Below are 17,967 nucleotides of genomic sequence, written 5' to 3'. Positions count from 1 at the left end.
GCAAAACAGTGCTGTTCGTCGCTGACCGTCCGGTCACCGCGCGATGTACGAAAAAACACGCGGCTGGCAATTTGAAACGAGTGTTTTAGCCGTTACTCTGTCTCTGTTACCAATCATTACCTGTCGTGAGGATATCGTCGTCATGGAATGCCGTGAGGGCTGTGGCGCCTGTTGCATTGCCCCTTCCATCAGTTCGCCCATCCCGGGCATGCCCCAGGGCAAACCTGCGGGAGAGCGTTGTGTGCAACTGTCGGCCGACAATTTGTGCCAGATCTTTGGCCAACCGGAACGTCCGGCGGTGTGCTCGGCGTTCCAGGCCGATATAGAGGTCTGTGGTCACAGCAGCGACGAAGCCATTCGGTTGATCGGTTGGTGGGAGCAAGTCACGGCGGCGTAGTGGTCAATGATCGAACTTGGACAATAAGGAAAAACAACTATGGGTTCGCTGCATCGTATGGCTGTGTTGTGTGGTTTGACCGTCTTGTTGGCAGCGGCGACCGCCCAGGCAGAAGACTGGCAGGTCGCCAAGGACAAGGAAGGTATCCAGGTTTCCCTCAGCGAAGTGGCCGGCTCGAAGTACAAGGCCTACCGTGGCGTGACCGTCATGAAAACCACCATGGCAAAGCTGCGGGCCCTGCAGGAAGACGTGCCCGGCGCGTGCGCCTGGATTCATGAATGCAAGAGCCAGAAGCTGCTCAAGCACGAAGGCAACAAAAGCTGGACCTATACGCAATTCAACACGCCGTGGCCGGTCACGTCCCGTGATTCCGTGCTGGAAGTCACCACCGTCGAAGGCGCTGATGGCAGCCTGACGCGCAACCTCAAGGGCGTGCCCACTTACGCGCCTGAAGAAAAAGGTTTCGTGCGCGTGACCCAAGTCGACGGGTTCTGGAAATTCACGCCCAAGGGCGCGGACCAGATCGAAGTGATTTATCAGGTCCATACCGAGCCCGGTGGCGACGTACCGTCCTGGCTCGCTAACAAGTTTGTCGTGGATGCGCCGTTCAATACGTTGAAAGCGATGAAAGAACGCGCCGAAAAGTAACGGTAATGCCCCTGTGAAAAACCGCCCGCGAGGCGGTTTTTTTGTATATGCCGGCTATGAACTCAGCGGAACGATTGTTTCGCCGCCAATGTCGAGATAGAGGTATGCCCGGCCATTCCATCGATCAAGGAGACACTGATGCAAAAGTGGGAAATCACCTTCGTTGACGATCACGGCGAAACGATCGCCGAGCAGTTTGATTACGCCCAGGAGCCCACGATGGAACAAGCTGCACAACTGATTCGTGAAAAGCTGGTGCCTCTCTCGAAAGAGCTTGACCTCAACGACTTGGAAGGTCGCACCGACGACCCCACAGTCAAGAGCCTGAAGACCCAAAACAGCATTGAAATCAGCAGCATTAAACCGGTTTCATGAAATTCATTGTCTGGTCCCGCTTGGCAGCCGCACTGACTTGAAGCTACTCTGCAATCGAGATCAGCGAAAGGATCGCCAAGGTCCGGTCTTGTCAGCTACATGCTTGTGTCCCGACGGTCAGTTGATGCCGTATCGCTTGCAACAGCAGGTTGCACGCACGGGAAGACGGAAAGTCTATCCATCGGTTTTAGGAGGACGTTTCATGAGCACAGCCTATCAAGAAGACATCAGCACCAGCGTGTTGCGCCGCATGAAAGAAGGCGGTTTCGATTTCTCCCAGTTTCATCCCATCGAGTTCTACGCCATTTTTCCCGACGAGGAACGGGCACGGCGCGCGGCAGGTCATTTTCGGGGGGAGTCGTTGAATGCACAGATCAGTGCACGGGACGATGGGGCTTGGTCGCTGGAGCTGAGCCGGGTGATGTACGCCACTTATGATGATATCGGGGACTTCGAGATGAACTTCGAAGCCGTGGTCGAACCGTTGGGTGGCATCATCGAAGGGTGGGGCGTCAAGCAGGAGATTCGGCGCCTGCAAGCCTGATACTTTCCAACAGATCCACAGCAACGGCTGGCCATCGTGTCGGCCGTTTTCATGTGTCTGGCAGCTCGATCCGTTCGGCAACATTCTTTGATCACCGTGCAGCAGCTATAACTCCTGGCAAGCGAGCCCTTGCGGTGAGGAGCAAGCTCACCACAAAGGCCAACTTACTGCTTCAACGGCTGCTTACGCCCCGCCATGTGCTTCAAGTACCCCACCAGCAAATCCAACTCCGAGTCCGGCAGCACCGCCGCCGCGAACCCGGGCATCTTCCCCTGAGGCCAACGACGCAGGCTTTGCGGATCCCGTATGTAGCGCTTGAGGAAATCTCCCGAGAAATATTCGGTGGGGTTGAAAGGGATGTTCAGGTCCGGGCCGAACTGCGCGTCTCCCGCGCCGTTGAGGCGATGGCAAGCCAGGCAGTTTTTTTGGAACAACTCGAAACCTTTATTGACCGGATCATCCTTGGCCAGGGTGGGCGAGGGCAGTAGCGCCGGGAAACGGTCGGCCACTGCCGACAGGCGCTTGATGGTCGCCACTGAGTAGGGCCATTGCTCGGGGCTGATATGGCCCGCTTGGGGATCGGTCCAGACCAGGTAGAAAGGGCCGGCGCTGTGCTTGCCTTGCCCCAGCGGCGGCCAAGGTTTGGCCGGGTCTTCAATCGCCAACCACGCTCGTGCGCCGTCCGTGTTGAGCAGCGGCGCCGCGGGCATTTCGGCGGCAAAGCCGTCCAGCGCCACGGCTTGCAAATGATCGTCCGAGCGGATGCCGGTCAGCAGTGCGGTCAACGGCACGGCGCGATAGCTCATGGGTTTCTTGTAGGAAACGTCTTCAGTGATTTGGACGGTTTGAACTTCCGAATGCTTGAGCAGCTCTTCGGTTTGCCAGGTGCGCGCATTCGTACCCAGCTCCAGCACCAACTGCGCGGCATAGGAAGGCGTGCTGAGCAGCAGCGCCCCAATCAATGTGAGAGCTTTCAATACGTCGCCGTCCATGTCGAGGGGGAAGTGCAAAGGTTGGCACAGCCACCGTTGTCGGAACAACGATCCGTCTCGTATTTATCGGCGATGCAACTTTACTGAGGGTGCGGACACCACGCGCCTGGATCAGCCGATCACCTTGGTGATATTCGGCAGAATCAACAGCAGCGTCGTGGCAAAGAGAATGAGTCCGGCTTGACGAACTTTCGAATGTTTGAACATGGCTGACCCGCCTTTTTGTTATTTCCTGAGGCCAGCCTGCATAACTCCATCACGGCTGGCATTGCACTTCCTGTTGAACAAGCGCCTCGGCAAAACCCGACGACTTACTTGTACAAGGTTTACCTTAGGGGCCACGGCTGCTATGGCTTAGATCCAATTCATATCAATTCCAGTTGTTTCGCTATTAAAAAGGCATGAGGCTTATTGCCAGCTTCTTGCCGGGCCTTTTGCTAGACAGCTTGCTCACCTGAAACGGTTAACCCGATAGCTCGCTACCGTTCGTCTGAGCGTGGCTGTCAATGCCATTGAGCACTGTGGTCATTGCATCCAGCGCCGCTGGGCTTAAGGTTGGAGGGGTTTTTGTTCCATGCCGATAGCGGTTCGAGGATGTCATGACCCAAGCTTTTATTTTCGATGCATTACGCACGCCTCGCGGCAAAGGTAAACCCGACGGCGCGCTGTACACCGTCAAGCCGGTAAACCTGGTTGCTGGCCTGCTTACTGCGTTACGGCAGCGCATGAGCCTGGACACCCGCCATGTGGATGACGTTGTGCTTGGTTGCGTGACGCCAGTGGGCGATCAAGGCGCCGACATTGCCAAGACCGCTGTCCTGGTGGCCGACTGGGACGTGAGCGTGCCCGGCGTGCAACTCAACCGCTTTTGCGCCTCGGGATTGGAGGCCGTGAACCTGGCCGCGATGAAAGTGCGCTCCGGTTTCGAAGATCTGGTAGTGGCGGGCGGCGTCGAGTCGATGTCGCGGGTGCCGATGGGCAGTGACGGTGGCGCGTGGGCGCTGGACCCGCAATCCAACCTGCACGGCCATTTCGTGCCCCAAGGCATTGGTGCCGACCTGATCGCCACTCTGGAGGGTTTCAATCGCGAGGACGTCGACGCGTTCGCCATGCAGTCCCAGCAAAAAGCCGCGCGGGCCCGTGACGACGGTTCGTTTCACAAATCCGTGGTGGCGGTGCGGGACCAGAACGGCATCGTGTTGCTGGACCACGACGAATTCATCCGCGCCGACTCAACGCTTGAAGGCCTGGGCAAGCTCAGGCCGAGTTTCGAAGCGATGGGGCAGGCGGGCTTCGATGCTTCGGCGTTGCGGGTCTACAGTCATGTCGAACGGATCAATCATGTGCACACCCCGGGCAACAGTTCGGGCATCGTCGATGGCGCGGCGCTGATGCTGATCGGTTCCCAGGCGAAGGGACGCGAGCTGGGCCTGGAGCCTCGGGCGCGAATCGTCGCCACTGCCGTCACCAGCTCAGAGCCGACCATCATGCTCACCGGTCCGGCCCCAGCCACCCGCAAGGCCTTGGCGAAAGCTGGGCTGCGGGTGGAAGACATCGACCTGTTCGAAGTCAACGAAGCCTTCGCCTCGGTGGTGCTCAAATTCATCAAGGACATGGCCATCGACCCGGCCAAGGTCAACGTCAACGGCGGCTCCATTGCCATGGGCCACCCTTTGGGCGCCACGGGATGCGCAATCCTCGGCACGCTGCTCGACGAACTGGAGGTGCGTCGCCAGCGCTATGGCCTGGCGACTTTGTGTGTCGGCGGTGGCATGGGCATCGCCACCATCATCGAACGCCTCTGAGCCCCGACTGCAAGGAACACTTTTCATGATCGACGCCATTCGTTACGAAACCGGCGAGGACCGGATCGTCGTCCTCACCCTGGACATGCCAGGCCAGAGCGCCAATACCATGAACGCGATGTACCGCGAGGCGATGGCCATTTGCGTAGCTCGCTTGATCGCTGAAAAAGATTCGATTGCCGGTGTGATCGTCACCTCCGCCAAGAAAACCTTTTTTGCTGGCGGCGACCTGAACGAGCTGGTCAAGGTCGGCAAGCACGAAGCCCAGGCGTTCTACGAAACGGTCTTGGGACTCAAGGCGCAACTGCGTGCCTTGGAAACCTTCGGCAAGCCCGTGGTCGCTGCCATCAATGGCGCAGCCTTGGGCGGCGGTTGGGAAATCTGCCTGGCTTGTCATCACCGCGTCGCGTTGGATCATCCGTCGGTGCAGATCGGCTTGCCGGAAGTCACCCTCGGCCTGCTGCCGGGTGGTGGCGGTGTGGTGCGAATGGTGCGCCTGTTGGGCCTGGAAAAGGCCTTGCCGTATTTGCTTGAAGGCAAGCGTGTGCGCCCGCAACAGGCGCAGCAGGTCGGTTTGATCGATGAGTTGGCGGCGGACCGCGACGAACTGCTGGCCAAATCCCGGGCCTGGATTCTCGCCAACCCGAGTGCGGCTCAACCATGGGACAGCAAAGGCTATCGTATGCCAGGCGGGACGCCGGCCGACCCGGCAGTCGCTCAAATGTTGGCGATCGCGCCTTCGATCTTGCGCAGCAAGACCCAGGGCTGCTTGCCGGCTCCGGAGAAAATCCTCTGCGCCGCCGTCGAAGGTGCACAGGTGGGGTTTGACGCGGCGCATCTGATCGAGACCCGCTATTTCACCGAGTTGGTCACCGGCCAAGTGGCCAAGAACCTGATCGGCACTTTCTGGTTTCAACTCAACGAGATCAAGGCCGGCGGTTCCCGCCCACAGGGTTTCACGCCTTTTCGGACAAACAAAATCGGCGTGCTCGGTGCCGGGATGATGGGTGCCGGCATCGCCCATGTCAGCGCGATGGCTGGCATTGACGTGGTGCTCAAGGACATCGACCTGGCCGCAGCGCAAAAGGGCAAGGCCCGCTCGGCGGCGTTGCTGGACAAAAAAGTCGCCCGTGGCCAGCTTACCGATGGACAGCGTGATGCCACGCTGGCGCGCATCCATCCCGCCGACAGCGATGCCGAACTGGCGGGTTGTGACCTGATCATCGAAGCCGTATTTGAAGACCGTTCTTTGAAAACCAGCGTGTCGGCGGCTGCCCAAGCGGTGGCAGGGCCTGACGCGGTGATCGCTTCCAACACTTCGACGTTGCCCATCAGCGGCTTGGCGATGGCGGTGCCGGACCCGAGCAAGTTCATCGGGTTGCACTTCTTCAGCCCAGTGGAAAAAATGCCGTTGGTTGAAATCATCAAGGGCGCGCGGACCAGCGATGAAACCCTCGCCCGGGGCTTCGATTTCGTCCTGCAAATCGACAAGACCCCGATCGTGGTCAATGACAGCCGCGGCTTCTTCACATCGCGGGTTTTCGGCACCTTCGTCAATGAAGGCATCGCGATGCTTGGCGAAGGTGTGAGTGCGTCGATGATCGAAACCGAGGCGCGCAAGGCCGGGATGCCGGTCGGCCCCCTGGCTGTTTCAGATGAAGTTTCCCTCAGCCTGATGAGCCATATCCGCACGCAAACGGCCAAGGACCTGCAAGCAGAAGGGAAGGCGCCGACTGAGCACCCAGCGTTCGCCGTGATTGACTGGCTGCTCGAGACAGACAAGCGAGCGGGCAAAGCCGCCGGCGCCGGTTTTTACGAATACCCGGCCCAGGGACAGAAATACCTCTGGCCGGGGCTCAAGAACCGCTTCGAGAAGCCCGATCGGCAGATCCCGCCTCAGGACATCCGTGAGCGCCTGCTGTTCATCCAGGCCTTGGAGACCGTGCGCTGCGTCGAGGAGGGCGTCGTCACCTCGACGGCGGACGCTAACGTCGGCTCGGTCTTCGGCATCGGCTTTGCGGCCTGGACGGGCGGAGCGTTGCAGTTCATCAACCAATACGGTGTGCAGGCGTTCGTGGCCCGTGCCCAATACCTGGCCGATCAATACGGTGAACGTTTCTCACCGCCCGCCCTGTTGCTGGAAAAAGCCGCGAGCCAGGCGCGGTTCTGACGGGGAGGGGGCTTGCCTTGGGGCAGTGTTTCAAGGCAGGCTCTGGGTGTGCAATATTCCCATCATCGTGTCAGGTATTTTTTATGTCGCTACGCATCTGCATTTTGGAAACCGATATCCTGCGTCCGGAACTGGTCGACCAATATCAGGGTTACGGGCAGATGTTTCAGCGCCTGTTTTCGCAGCAGCCCATTGCGGCTGATTTCACCGTGTACAACGTGGTGCAAGGGCAATATCCCAGTGACGACGAGCAGTTCGACGCCTATCTGGTCACAGGCAGCAAGGCCGACTCCTTCGGCACCGATCCCTGGATCCAGACCCTCAAGACCTACTTGCTGGACCGCTACCAGCGTGGCGACAAGTTGTTGGGCGTCTGCTTTGGCCATCAGTTGCTGGCGCTGCTGCTGGGTGGCAAGACTGAGCGGGCGAGCCAAGGCTGGGGCGTGGGCACCCATCGTTATAAGCTCGCGGCCAAGGCGCCGTGGATGAGCCCGGTAATGGAAGAATTGACCTTGCTGATCAGCCATCAGGATCAAGTTACCCAACTGCCAGAAAACGCCACGGTCATCGCTTCAAGCGATTTCTGCCCCTTCGCGGCCTATCACATCAACGATCAAGTCCTGTGCTTCCAAGGCCATCCGGAATTTATCCACGATTATTCCCGGGCCTTGCTGGAGATCCGCCAACAGCACCTCGGCGAGCAGATCTACAGCCAGGGCGTGGCGAGTCTTGAGCATGAGCATCACGGCACGACCGTGGCGGAGTGGATGATGCGTTTTGTGGCTCAGAAGCAGCTTTAAGCTGCTCCTCTCCTACAACCATCCCGACCGCTTGAAACTCACCCACAACGCGGTACACCCCACCCCGATAAACCCCAGCACCAGGAAATAGCCGTAGTGCCAGGTCAACTCCGGCATATTCTCGAAGTTCATCCCATAGATCCCGGCGACAGCTGTCGGGAACGCCAGGATCGCCGCCCATGCTGCGAACTTGCGTTGCACCACGCTCTGGCGTGACGCTTCGAGCAGCACCCCAATCTCGATGGTCTGGCTGGCAATGTCCGCCAGGGTCGCCAAGTCTTCCATCTGCCGGGTGACGTGAATCTGCACATCACGGAAATACGGGCTCATATTCTTGTCGATGAACGGAAAGTCCAGCCGCTGCAGTTCCTCGCTGATTTCCACCATCGGCGCCGCGTAGCGACGCAGGCGCAGCACGTCGCGGCGCAAACTGTGCAGGTTCTGGATGTCTCGCTCGTTGAGAGCGCTGCACAGCACGTTGCGCTCCAGCTCATCGATCTCGGCGTGAATGGCTTCGCCCACCGGCTGGTAGTTTTCAATGACGAAATCGAGGATGGCGTAGAGGACGAAATCTTCCCCGTGCTCCAGCAGAATAGGACGTGCCTCACAGCGTTGCCGGACGTGGGCGTAGGACGCGGAGTGACCGTTGCGGGCGGTGATGATGTAACCCTTGCCAGCGAAGATATGGGTTTCGATGAACTGCAGCTTGCCGTCCTGGCGTACCGGCGAATACGTGACGATAAACAGCGCATCGCCAAATGTCTCCAGCTTCGGACGGCTGTGTTTCTCCATGGCATCTTCAATCGCCAACTCATGCAGGTTGAATTGGCGTTGCAGGTTGGTCAGTTCCAGCGTGCTCGGCTCTTCGAGTCCGATCCACACGAAATGTCCTGGTTTTGCAGCCCAGGCGCTGCCTTCGTCGAGGGTGATGTTGGTGACTTTCTTACCGGCGCTGTAAACCGCAGCAGCAACGACTCTACCCATGATGATGGTTCACTTCTTCTTGGAAATTGGCAGTGGCAGGCACGTGCAGCTTAGCGCGCCATGGTGCTTGAGAGTCAGCAAAATCCGCTGAGTTCGCCGCCAATGAAAAACCCGCCATGGAGGCGGGTTTTTGGCTCATGCGGCTTGCAGCTGCCGATCCATCGTCTCGATGCACTCGCGCATCTGTTCCCGGCATTGGGCGACGAGGCGGGGCATGTCATTCATGCTCAGGCCTGCCGTAGGAATCGCCGGCAGCGAGCGTATGAGAATGTCACCACTGCGCCAGCGATTGAGGCGCATATGCTTGATGTAGCTGCTGACACACACCGGGACAATCGGCACCCCGGCGGCGATCGCCATTTGAAACGCGCCTTTCTTGAATGGCAGCAGCTCTTCGCCCAAGTTGCGCGTGCCTTCCGGGAACACCCAGATAGACGTGTTCTCGTGCTGGAGCGTATGCGTGGTGGCCAGCATCGACTGGCGCGCCTTGATCGCATTGCCGCGGTCAATCAACACGTTGCCCGCCAACCAGAACAACTGCCCAAACAGCGGCACCCACTTCAGGCTCTTCTTGCCAATGCACACGGTACGACGCGGCACCACGTTGCCGAACACGAACAGATCATAATTGGACTGATGATTGGCGATGATCACGCAACCCTGGGATTTGTTCACCAGCGTATCGACCTCGGCCTTCACCCGCAGGCGCAGGATCCACATCGCGGGCAGTGCATACAGCCTGGCGCATAAACGGCTGTTGTCGGGGTTGAACGGCCGGCACAGCCCCAGCATCACGCCCAGCACGCCCGCCAAGACAAAATGCAAGCCCATCAAACACATACGCAGTACAAACAACATCAACAGGCCCCATTGGGACAAAAGGTGGCGCAGTGTACGGATGTGCACTGTTTTCAGCAATTGTCCCTATAGAGGTAGGAGATGGCCGATGTTTAAGCGTATGTTTCGAAACATCTGTAAGAAGCAGACTAGAGCGGCCGCGGGATTTTTACACCGCATGCGTAGGAAAATCCCGCATAGCCTGAGCGAGGGAGCTTGCTCCCGCTGGGTCGCGCGGTAGCCCAGTTCAGCCCATGTATTCCTGATCCAGCAAAATCGCACTGTCCAACGTCTCCAGCAGCGCCTTGCGAACCTTGAGCTTGGTGTTCTTGTGAGCCGTCATGTTGATCTTCTTTAACTGGCGCGCCGCTTCCAATGCCGCCGCTTGCAACTCGTCAGCCGAGACCACCTTATCGAGGAAGCCGGCATCCACGGCGCTCTGCGGGTTAAACATTTCGCCATTGATGACCGAGCGGTGAAAGGCAGACTTGCGCAAGCGATCGCGGGCTAGCTCAATGCCGGCATGGTGCATGGTCATGCCGATTTGCACCTCATTCAGGCCAATCGTGAACGGGCCCTCCACACCGATGCGGTAATCCGCCGACAGCAACAGGAACGCACCCTTGGCCACTGCATGCCCCGAGCACGCGACGATGACGGGATAGGGGTGCGACAACAGGCGACGGGCCAGGGTCGAACCGGACGCGACCAGGCTCACCGCCTCCTTGGGCCCGGCGGTCATCACTTTCAAATCGTAACCGCCCGACAGAATCCCCGGCTGCCCGGTGATGATCACCACCGCGCGATCGGCCACCGCCTGGTCCAGCGCGGCGTTGAACGCGACGATCACGTCAGGCGAGATAGCATTGACCTTGCCGTTGTTCAAGGTCAGGGTCGCAATACCGTCGTCGAGGTGGTAGGCAATCAGGTCGCTCATGGCGCTATTCCTTGTAAGAGAAGTGGAGCAGACGTTACCCACCGCCGCAGGCCAGGTAAAGCACCATGACTGACTCGCCGGTCAGCCGCGCCCCCGACAAACAGCCCGGCCCGCCCAGCAGGCCGCGCCTCCTTCTATAGCGCAGCACACAGACAAAGCCGGAGTTTGGCCGGTTTGCCATGCCCCGGCGCGTTTGAAACGCCAGCCAGCCTTAACCACATGAAAATTCTGAAAAAAACCTTTGCCATCGGAAAAGCTTTCGACTACATTAGCGCGCCTCGACAGACGGAACAGTTTGCCGAGACACGGTGAAGTGTCCGAGTGGCTTAAGGAGCACGCCTGGAAAGTGTGTATACAGGAAACTGTATCGAGAGTTCGAATCTCTCCTTCACCGCCAAATTATGAAAACGCAAGCCCCTGATTTTCCTAGAGAAAGTCGGGGGTTTGTGGTTTTTGGCGTCTGAAAAAAGGCCATATGGGACTGATATGGGACTGGGGCTCTATTTTGGTGCGCAAATAGAGCTCATCTGTATGAGCGACTGACCTTCGCCAGCCAAGCGATGAGCTAGGCTTTTCCGAACCCATCTCCAAGGACGACTTCCATGCCATCTGACTCAGATTCCAACATTGCCACGGCCGATGCTCTGACATTGCTCCTGCACAACCAGCATGCGCTTGGGGCGGCAATAGAAGAGGTCACGAAATGGCTTGCAGAGAATGGCGTAGAGACGGCGGCAGAAAACGCGGTCATGGCCATGGAAACCCTGGATACAAACGCGAAAGCGATTAAAGATGCGATTCTGCGACTTCGACAATCCTAGGTGGGATGCCATTTCCTATGACAGAAAGCACGCCTTACGAACAAGCGTTGGATTATATGGAGCGCATAGTTAGTGTGTTTTCCATGTGTGTTCCTGCTCCCAAACGTGTCGCTTTTAGGCATTCGTTCGTTTATCGGTATGTAGAGAAAACGGTACATCAAGCATTGGTGCAAAAGCTCGCGCGGATGGTGAGCAGTCTCCATGCCGCAAAGCTGCTCCTGGAAGCGGGGTTTGTTCAAGAACAGGCGTCTCTACAACGCATTCTTGATGAAATTACTGAAGATGTTTCGTTCTTGGCATTCTCGGTAATAAACGCAGAGTCGACTCCTTCACATGAGCAATACCTGGAGAATTTCTTTCAAGAAGAATTTGATCCCGCCGAGGAGTCTGCTTCGTCGACAAACAGGGCGATGGTGCCGAGGAAAAAAATTCGGGCCTATTTGGATCGGTGTGCGAGTGGCACAAAAAATTCAAGCAAGAACCTGGACACTTCCAGAACTGTCAGCAAGGCATATTCTGGTTACGTTCATGCCGCGTCACCTCAGATCATGGATATGTATGGGGGAGTTACGCGTGGATTTTTTATGCGTGGTATGCACGGGACTATAAGGCAAGCTGAGCATCGCGCTGATTTTTGGAATTATATGTATCGAGGCATCATGGCTTGTTGCTATGCAGCAAAGGCGTTTGGTGATGAAGAGTTATTTGTTTCAATTCGCGAGTATGAGGCTGGCTTTCTAAAAGCAACAAGCACCAACTTCCAGTCCAATGATTGGTCGGCTGCTCGCGTCGACAGGTACACATAACGTAGTTTATGTAAAAAAACCCGCCGAAGCGGGGCTTTTTATTTGGAGCGAACGGTAAGTTAAGCCACGACTATGACTAGATTAGGTGTTTGGGAAAGACGATCGTGTCGGTAGTGGCGGGATTGACGGTAATGGCGGAATTGAGGGCAGCGGTGGCAATGGTGGGAGAGTATTTAGTTGAACCTTGGGAGTGAAAGATTTTGTACCAAGTTGCCAAAGCGAGTCGATATTTCGTAGGTACGTAATTACACGGTGATCCTCAGCACTAATCAGACCATGCAATTCCGTTTGGTGGGTTGGGAATCCAGGGGAGCGATCAAACATGCCTAGGTCAACTGGCCAGGAGTCGCCATGGCTCGGGTTATCGCAAATTTTCTGTAACTCGCGCTGATAAGAGATAATATCAGCCGCATCTTTACCACTGTAGTAAAATTTTGCGGCGACAATAACTGTGAGCGTTCCCTTCCGCTCACCGATGAATTGTATAGGTGACAACAAGCCTGCCATGTATATGGATTCGATTATTTCGATTATTCGTGTGTCATGATCTTCATCCCAAATTACCGCAAAGTCATGAACTTGGGGGACTTTGAGAGGCGATCGAATGACATCAAGCCATTCTACAGATCGAAAGACCGAGTAGTGCGACCCTCGACCGAGATGCCCAACTGGTTCTGGTTCGTCATAGAGGCAGGAGAATAACGTCGAGTAAACAGGGGTTTGCATGAATAATTGCTCCGATTTCGTCAGATTAGGTGGTTTTCGCCCACTGTGAGTAAGCTTTCGGCCAGCTCACGGCTCATTAAAGACAATACCATGCTTGAGTATTTCAGCAATCCGGCAACGATAAATTGCAGTTGTCCTATTGATTTCAAGTGTTGCGGCAGCCTGCCGGCCCGGTCCGGCCAGCCAGGGCGGTCATGGAAGGCTGGACTGGGTATCTCGGACATGGTCGATAGGAGGCTATGAACGGGTGGCTGGGGGATGGGCCGTTAAAGCTTCAATGCTAACTGCAACATCCCGACGACATCCGGCCCGTCTTCATTGATCCATGTCCCATAATGCTGGCGGATCATGTTCCCGTTGGTATGTCCCATTTGTTCGGCTATCCAGTCGATCGACGCTATACCGGTGGTCAGCAACTGACTGGCATATGTGTGCCGGCATTGACCTGGTCCACGATAGCGAACGCCGGCAGCGAGTAAATGAGCCTTGAAGAACCGGTCACGCACTACAAAGTCGTTGGCGTGAGGCAGGCCGCTTTTGGTGTTCACGAAGACGAAATGCAGCGTGTGCCGGCGTACGGTCTTGTTGTCCCGCTCAACGATATCCACGGTTTCCGCTTTTCGCCTACGCGTCAGTGCATCGATCTTGCGCAAGGCCTCCCACGCGGGAGCCAGCAGGCGAACCTTGCGCATTGAGCGCCGGGTTTTCGTCACGCGATAAGCACCGCGCACTTTTGATCGGCGAAACGTCACCGTGCCTTGTTCTAGATCGACGTCCTCCCAGGCCAGGGCAATGGTTTCTGAAACCCGGGGCCCCGCCCATAGCATGAACTGCACCATCAACAGCTCATGAGTGCGGGTGGTCGGTGTTTCCAGGATCTGCTTGATTTCCGCCCGGGTGAACGGGTCTGGCGCCTCGGGATCCGGCAGGCGCACCATCAAACCTTCGGTGGGGTCGTGGGCGACTTTCATCCGCGTGCGGTAGAGCCGGAACACCTGGCGTACGTTGCTGATGATGTCGCGAATGGTTTTGTTCTTCAGCGTTTTAGAAAGGGTTCCCTGGATCCACTCCTGCAGGTCCAGGTGATCGATCTTGTCGATCTGTACCTTCCCCCAGCGCGGCCGCACATGAACCTCTGCCTTGTTGGCATAGCCTCGATAACTCGACGCAGCAACGCTGTTGGCTTTGATCTTTAACCACAGGTCCAGGTAGTGCCCGAAGGTGTTTTCGACCAGCTTGGCCGAGTTGGGGAAGTGCCGCGCATAATCGAACGTGCCGGTCTGGATCTCGTATTCGATGATATCGACCAGGCGCTTTGCCTGGGCCACGATGCTCGGTGTGTTGCCACCCGGGATCGTTTCCCGGCATTTCTCCCCGTTGTACTGAAAATAGATTCTCACGGATTTCCCGCGAGCTTCGACCCCACTCATGTAAACCCCTAACGCTGTACTCGTATATCGACAGTCTGACGATCGGAAACAAAAAGGCCCGTTTCCGGGCCAAGTATCTGGAAGCGCATCTTCTGGTGGACGCGGCTTATGGCTTGGGCTTGTGGTTGCGTAGATGGGCATTCTGCAACTGACGCCGCCGGCTGCATTTCAGATGATTGCCCTGGGCGCGCCACTTGCCGCATTGGTCGCACACGCTGGTGTAATCGATGTTCCAAGGAAAGCGCCGTACTGGCGTTGCTGCAGGACTGTTAGACATTGCGTGATGCACCCCGAATTGCGGGGGTGGCGAGCAGTTGGGCAACTACGGCCGCATCCGTTTCGCTCAATTCGCCCAGGGTGTTGGCCATTTGGCTGAAGCTTTCGAGGCGGGTCCGGGATTCAGGGGTTTTGTGCACCAGGTAGCCAATGACGGCCGCGCCGATAATCGCGGTGGCCACCAGGTGTCGCGCCGGTGTGGTAGCCTTCGTGCCGCTGCTGCTTAGGTTCTGTGCTTGCATGGTATAGCCCTCTGCTGTGGTTGGGTGTCGAGGAGCTGCAACTCCTCGGCACTGTTTCTTAAAAGGTCAGTCCTTACGGGCCAGGTGGATCACCAGGTCGTCAAAATTCGGCTCATGTTCAACACATGATTGCCACTCGAGTACCCTCAAGATTTGTTGCCGGCTGCAGTCGTCCACCAGGATTTCTCGCTGGCCACCGGCTGCTCGGACTTCCAGGATCTCCAGCAAGCCAGCCTCCCCATAAGCCCCGGCTTGAATGATCGGCGCGCTCTCGCCGGCGAAGTCCAGGCGGTCCTGTACTGACTGCAACTTGTTTGTTTTGCCGTCGCCGGCATTGCCCATAAACACTTGGATTTGCATCGGTCTTGCTCTCCTTTACGCCTTGAATGTCCAGCACTTCACTGTGGTCGGCCGGGGTTGTGAACAGGGGTTGCGGCTGTTGAACGCTGCCCGTACAGCGCTGTGTACGGCCTTGTTGCTATCCAGAAACTTGCGGGAACGGGACTCTTTGAGCAGGTCGCGCAACGTGGCAACGTCGGCCAACTTCTGTTTGTGTTCGGCGGCGCGCTCGCAAAATTCGTTGAGGTTGATAGCGATCACAGTGGGGTCACTGCTGTGGTCCACCACCGGGTCTTCGCTCAAGGATTCGAGGTAGTCGTAAACCTCCCAAAACTCGGCCACGGCCGCGTGGTCGGAGCTGATCGACGCCTGGCGCTCGATGGCCATCCGCACGATCTGGCGTTGGGTGGCGGCGACCTGGGGATCACTCAATTTCAGGACCAGGCGCAGGCCATCCAGCAGTGAGAGCAGTTGAGCGTGGTTCTTGCTGATGCGCTCGACCCGGATGTAGCCGCGCAGGTCATAGCCGCAACTGCTGCAGTTGCCCTGGTCGCTGACATACGCGGAGCTGCAGGCAAAGCAGTGAGTGTGCAGACGGCGCAGCTTCGCTTCGTGTTCGGGCATACGCTGGGCGAACAGCTCAAGCACCGCGGACTCTTTGCCCACGGCCCGCAACAGGAAGTGGCTCATAGTGCCGCCATCCAGCGCGTTCAACTGATCAGCTGCAGCACGGCTTTCCGGAGTGACGGTTGGGCGCACAAAGTGCAGCTTTACGATGCGCGTCATGATCGCTTCGTGCGCGACCACGGCCGCGTTCTGGCTGATAGCGATCGTTCCCCTGAATGGTGGCTCGTATGTCTCATTACCGGCGGTCTTGACTCCCTTCGTAGCCAGGGTGCCGCCGCCATAGAAGTCCTTCAGCTCGTCCCATTCGAAGGTTTTAGCGTGCGCTCGATCATCGCTGTGGCGATCGGCTTCCAGGAACACAACCGGCATGCCGGAAACCTGACCCATCAAGCGAGAGCGCCCGGCCTTGGTAGACTTCATAGGGTCAAATCCTTCATAGCCTTCGCGGCCGAGTAGTTTCCAGAGGAGGTTCAATAGGGTGGTTTTGCCGGCGCCGGCCTCACCGGTGGCTTCCAGGAACGGGAAAGACTGGTAGCGGGTGCGGATCTGTTCGCAGAACAGCGAGCCAAAAAAGAACACCAATGCGACAAAGCCCTGGGCGCCGAAGCAGGTCCACAGCAACTGCACCCACTTCTCATCAAAGCCTTTAGCTTCGCGCTGCAGCTTGATAGGGACGCCTTTCTGCAGGGTTTTCAGGCGCAGCTTGCCGAACTCGAAATAGTCTTCGCTGTTGACCTTGTAGGTGGTGCCGTCCTTGATCGCGATATCGCCGTAGACGTAGCAGGCGTATTCCTTGCTGTAGCCCACGTAGTCGATCGTCGAAACGGTTTTGATGCCGAACAGTTGATCCTTCATGAGCTTGTCGAGCTGCTGGCCGCTACCGGTAAACATGGCACCTGCCGCCATACCGAGCAGTCGCTTTTTGAATTCGCTCGCGGCCGATAGCTGACCGCTGGTGAAGGTGTTTTTCACACTTTCCGAATCGTGCGGGAAGTCCACGCGTAGGTAGTACCAGGACTCGTCCGTTACCTCGTTGCGCTGGAAATACAAGGCTTGTGGGTAGCAATTGGCGATCTCTACGACGCTGCCGGACTGCTGCAGCGCCTTTTCGCGCTGTTGCGATTGGTTTAGCAACTGGTCGTCGTGGTTCTCGCTGTCCTCGATGTCGGACATGGCCCGGTTGAATTTCTCCATGTCCAACTTAAACCAGTACAGACGGCTCCCAAAGCCCAGGTGAAATTCCCCGCGCTTGTTCCAGTCGTACATGAGCAAGGCTTTTTCCGCCGCGCTCTCTGCCAGCAGCAAGGCTCCCAGGTGACGGGCTTGCTTGAGGTCGGTAGCGATCTGTCCGGCACGCTTGGTATCGTCCTGGATGAAGCTCCAGCGCTGATGGAGATCGTTCCAGTCCGCCTTGCGGCCGTCGCGCTGTGGGATCTGTGCTGACTCGCATACGAAGCCCAGGGCACGTGCTTCGCGGACCCAACGTCTGGTGTAGGCGTTTGCGCTTGGCTCATTATCCAAAGCCCAAACCAGCTTGGGCAGCTTCCCGCCTTCCCGGGTTTTAATCAGTGCCTTGAGCGAGTCCCCAGGAAATGCGTTGGAGGACATTGCAGACACGGCCGCGATGTCGTGGTGCACCAGGGAGATGGCGTCGAAGATCCCTTCGACAATCCAGATCTCCTTGGCTTCAAGCAGATCGATGCAGGGCGGACACCACCAGACGCCGCGATAGCTGTCCTTGGATTTGAAGCGGGCCTTCATCTTGCCGAAGCGGTGCGGCTGATCGATCAGGCGTTCCCACCAGCCACCTTTATCCAGGGCGAACCGCACAGTAGCGCTGCCGGCGTTGTGTTCAACGGAATAGAATGTTTCCTGGGTGAACCATCCCTGGATCAGCTCAAACCGAAAGCCTCGGGCGAACTCCAGGTAAGCGCGTGCGGTGGCGTTGGGATGTTGGTCTGTCGCCGGCGCACGTTTGCTCCAATCTTCAAACAGATCGTCGTACAGCTCTTTCACGTGCAGGGTGTGGCCACACTTTTCAGGGCGCCCACAAATCACCATCCATGGCGTGTCAAAGCGGGAGTACAGCTCTTTCTTTTTGCACTTCGGGCAGGTGCCGCCGCGCATGTAGTCGGTGCCCGTGCGGTGCTTGAGCCCGAAGTCGGACTGGAGGCGTTGCAACACGTCGTGGCGTAGATCTTCTTTCATGGG

General features: G+C 57.4%; 20 protein-coding genes and 1 tRNA gene. 10 read left to right on the top strand and 11 right to left on the bottom strand.

Features of this window, described 5'->3' with window-relative positions; genetic code table 11:
* The first annotated feature begins 142 nt into the window (after positions 1 to 142).
* The 4 genes from HU762_RS22540 to HU762_RS22525 all read left to right on the top strand — a co-directional run bounded on the left by HU762_RS22540 (position 143) and on the right by HU762_RS22525 (position 1,964).
* Complete coding sequence (locus HU762_RS22540) at positions 143 to 397, top strand: YkgJ family cysteine cluster protein (protein ID WP_186640757.1); 255 nt, start codon at positions 143 to 145, stop codon at positions 395 to 397.
* 39 nt (positions 398 to 436) lie between these two features.
* Positions 437 to 1,045: an START domain-containing protein gene (locus HU762_RS22535; protein ID WP_186640755.1), complete on the top strand. Its 609-nt coding sequence runs from the start codon at positions 437 to 439 to the stop codon at positions 1,043 to 1,045.
* Between the two features lie 138 nt (positions 1,046 to 1,183).
* The gene (locus HU762_RS22530; protein WP_186640753.1) at positions 1,184 to 1,420 is read left to right on the top strand and encodes a hypothetical protein; all 237 of its coding nucleotides are present in this window, start codon (positions 1,184 to 1,186) and stop codon (positions 1,418 to 1,420) included.
* 202 nt (positions 1,421 to 1,622) lie between these two features.
* Positions 1,623 to 1,964 carry a ribonuclease E inhibitor RraB gene (locus HU762_RS22525; protein WP_186611482.1) on the top strand — a complete coding sequence of 114 codons (342 nt, stop codon included), beginning with the start codon at positions 1,623 to 1,625 and terminating at the stop codon, positions 1,962 to 1,964.
* A gap of 164 nt (positions 1,965 to 2,128) precedes the next feature.
* Here HU762_RS22525 and HU762_RS22520 read toward each other — a convergent pair whose 3' ends face one another.
* Complete coding sequence (locus tag HU762_RS22520) at positions 2,129 to 2,956, bottom strand: cytochrome c (protein ID WP_186640849.1); 828 nt, start codon at positions 2,954 to 2,956, stop codon at positions 2,129 to 2,131.
* 599 nt (positions 2,957 to 3,555) lie between these two features.
* Between HU762_RS22520 and HU762_RS22515 the strand changes: the two genes are divergently transcribed.
* From HU762_RS22515 to HU762_RS22505, 3 genes are all read left to right on the top strand, one after another.
* The gene (locus HU762_RS22515; RefSeq protein WP_186640751.1) at positions 3,556 to 4,761 is read left to right on the top strand and encodes an acetyl-CoA C-acetyltransferase; all 1,206 of its coding nucleotides are present in this window, start codon (positions 3,556 to 3,558) and stop codon (positions 4,759 to 4,761) included.
* 25 nt (positions 4,762 to 4,786) lie between these two features.
* Positions 4,787 to 6,931 (top strand): 3-hydroxyacyl-CoA dehydrogenase NAD-binding domain-containing protein, encoded by a 2,145-nt coding sequence (locus HU762_RS22510; protein ID WP_186640750.1) that lies wholly within the window; start codon positions 4,787 to 4,789, stop codon positions 6,929 to 6,931.
* 83 nt (positions 6,932 to 7,014) lie between these two features.
* Positions 7,015 to 7,731, top strand: a complete 717-nt coding sequence (locus HU762_RS22505) for an amidotransferase (protein ID WP_186640749.1) — start codon at positions 7,015 to 7,017, stop codon at positions 7,729 to 7,731.
* Between the two features lie 12 nt (positions 7,732 to 7,743).
* Here the strand turns inward: HU762_RS22505 and HU762_RS22500 are convergent, their stop codons facing one another.
* From HU762_RS22500 to HU762_RS22485, 4 genes are all read right to left on the bottom strand, one after another.
* Positions 7,744 to 8,715, bottom strand: a complete 972-nt coding sequence (locus HU762_RS22500) for a magnesium and cobalt transport protein CorA (protein ID WP_186640748.1) — start codon at positions 8,713 to 8,715, stop codon at positions 7,744 to 7,746.
* Positions 8,716 to 8,850: 135 nt separating this feature from the next.
* A complete protein-coding gene (locus HU762_RS22495; RefSeq protein ID WP_186640747.1) occupies positions 8,851 to 9,573 on the bottom strand; it encodes a 1-acylglycerol-3-phosphate O-acyltransferase in 723 nt (240 codons plus the stop codon).
* Positions 9,574 to 9,799: 226 nt separating this feature from the next.
* Positions 9,800 to 10,489 carry a crotonase/enoyl-CoA hydratase family protein gene (locus tag HU762_RS22490; protein WP_186640746.1) on the bottom strand — a complete coding sequence of 230 codons (690 nt, stop codon included), beginning with the start codon at positions 10,487 to 10,489 and terminating at the stop codon, positions 9,800 to 9,802.
* A 34-nt stretch (positions 10,490 to 10,523) separates the two neighbouring features.
* Positions 10,524 to 10,670 (bottom strand): hypothetical protein, encoded by a 147-nt coding sequence (locus HU762_RS22485; protein WP_186640745.1) that lies wholly within the window; start codon positions 10,668 to 10,670, stop codon positions 10,524 to 10,526.
* Positions 10,671 to 10,796: 126 nt separating this feature from the next.
* Here HU762_RS22485 and HU762_RS22480 point away from each other — a divergent pair.
* The 3 genes from HU762_RS22480 (at position 10,797) to HU762_RS22470 (ending at position 12,116) form a co-directional block, all read left to right on the top strand.
* Positions 10,797 to 10,886: transfer RNA gene (locus HU762_RS22480), tRNA-Ser, on the top strand.
* A gap of 205 nt (positions 10,887 to 11,091) precedes the next feature.
* A complete protein-coding gene (locus HU762_RS22475) occupies positions 11,092 to 11,310 on the top strand; it encodes a hypothetical protein (RefSeq protein WP_186640744.1) in 219 nt (72 codons plus the stop codon).
* Positions 11,311 to 11,327: 17 nt separating this feature from the next.
* The gene (locus tag HU762_RS22470; RefSeq protein WP_186640743.1) at positions 11,328 to 12,116 is read left to right on the top strand and encodes a hypothetical protein; all 789 of its coding nucleotides are present in this window, start codon (positions 11,328 to 11,330) and stop codon (positions 12,114 to 12,116) included.
* Positions 12,117 to 12,197: 81 nt separating this feature from the next.
* Here the strand turns inward: HU762_RS22470 and HU762_RS22465 are convergent, their stop codons facing one another.
* The 6 genes from HU762_RS22465 to HU762_RS22440 form a co-directional block, all read right to left on the bottom strand.
* On the bottom strand, positions 12,198 to 12,842 hold the full coding sequence (locus tag HU762_RS22465) for a hypothetical protein (RefSeq protein ID WP_186640741.1): 645 nt from the start codon (positions 12,840 to 12,842) through the stop codon (positions 12,198 to 12,200).
* Positions 12,843 to 13,108: 266 nt separating this feature from the next.
* The gene (locus tag HU762_RS22460) at positions 13,109 to 14,272 is read right to left on the bottom strand and encodes a DUF3596 domain-containing protein (RefSeq protein ID WP_186640739.1); all 1,164 of its coding nucleotides are present in this window, start codon (positions 14,270 to 14,272) and stop codon (positions 13,109 to 13,111) included.
* 106 nt (positions 14,273 to 14,378) lie between these two features.
* Positions 14,379 to 14,549 carry a hypothetical protein gene (locus HU762_RS22455; RefSeq protein ID WP_186640737.1) on the bottom strand — a complete coding sequence of 57 codons (171 nt, stop codon included), beginning with the start codon at positions 14,547 to 14,549 and terminating at the stop codon, positions 14,379 to 14,381.
* Entirely contained in the window at positions 14,542 to 14,790 is a 249-nt protein-coding gene (locus tag HU762_RS22450; protein WP_186640735.1) for a hypothetical protein, read from the bottom strand. The genes HU762_RS22455 and HU762_RS22450 overlap by 8 nt, the downstream gene beginning before the upstream one ends.
* Positions 14,791 to 14,856: 66 nt before the next feature.
* Positions 14,857 to 15,150 (bottom strand): hypothetical protein, encoded by a 294-nt coding sequence (locus HU762_RS22445; protein ID WP_186640733.1) that lies wholly within the window; start codon positions 15,148 to 15,150, stop codon positions 14,857 to 14,859.
* 15 nt (positions 15,151 to 15,165) lie between these two features.
* Entirely contained in the window at positions 15,166 to 17,964 is a 2,799-nt protein-coding gene (locus HU762_RS22440; protein ID WP_186640731.1) for a toprim domain-containing protein, read from the bottom strand.
* Between the last annotated feature and the right edge of the window lie 3 nt (positions 17,965 to 17,967).

The organism is Pseudomonas sp. SWRI92 (assembly GCF_014268685.1).
GTDB lineage: Bacteria > Pseudomonadota > Gammaproteobacteria > Pseudomonadales > Pseudomonadaceae > Aquipseudomonas > Aquipseudomonas marvdashtae.
This window is presented reverse-complemented; position numbering and strand designations above follow the sequence as displayed.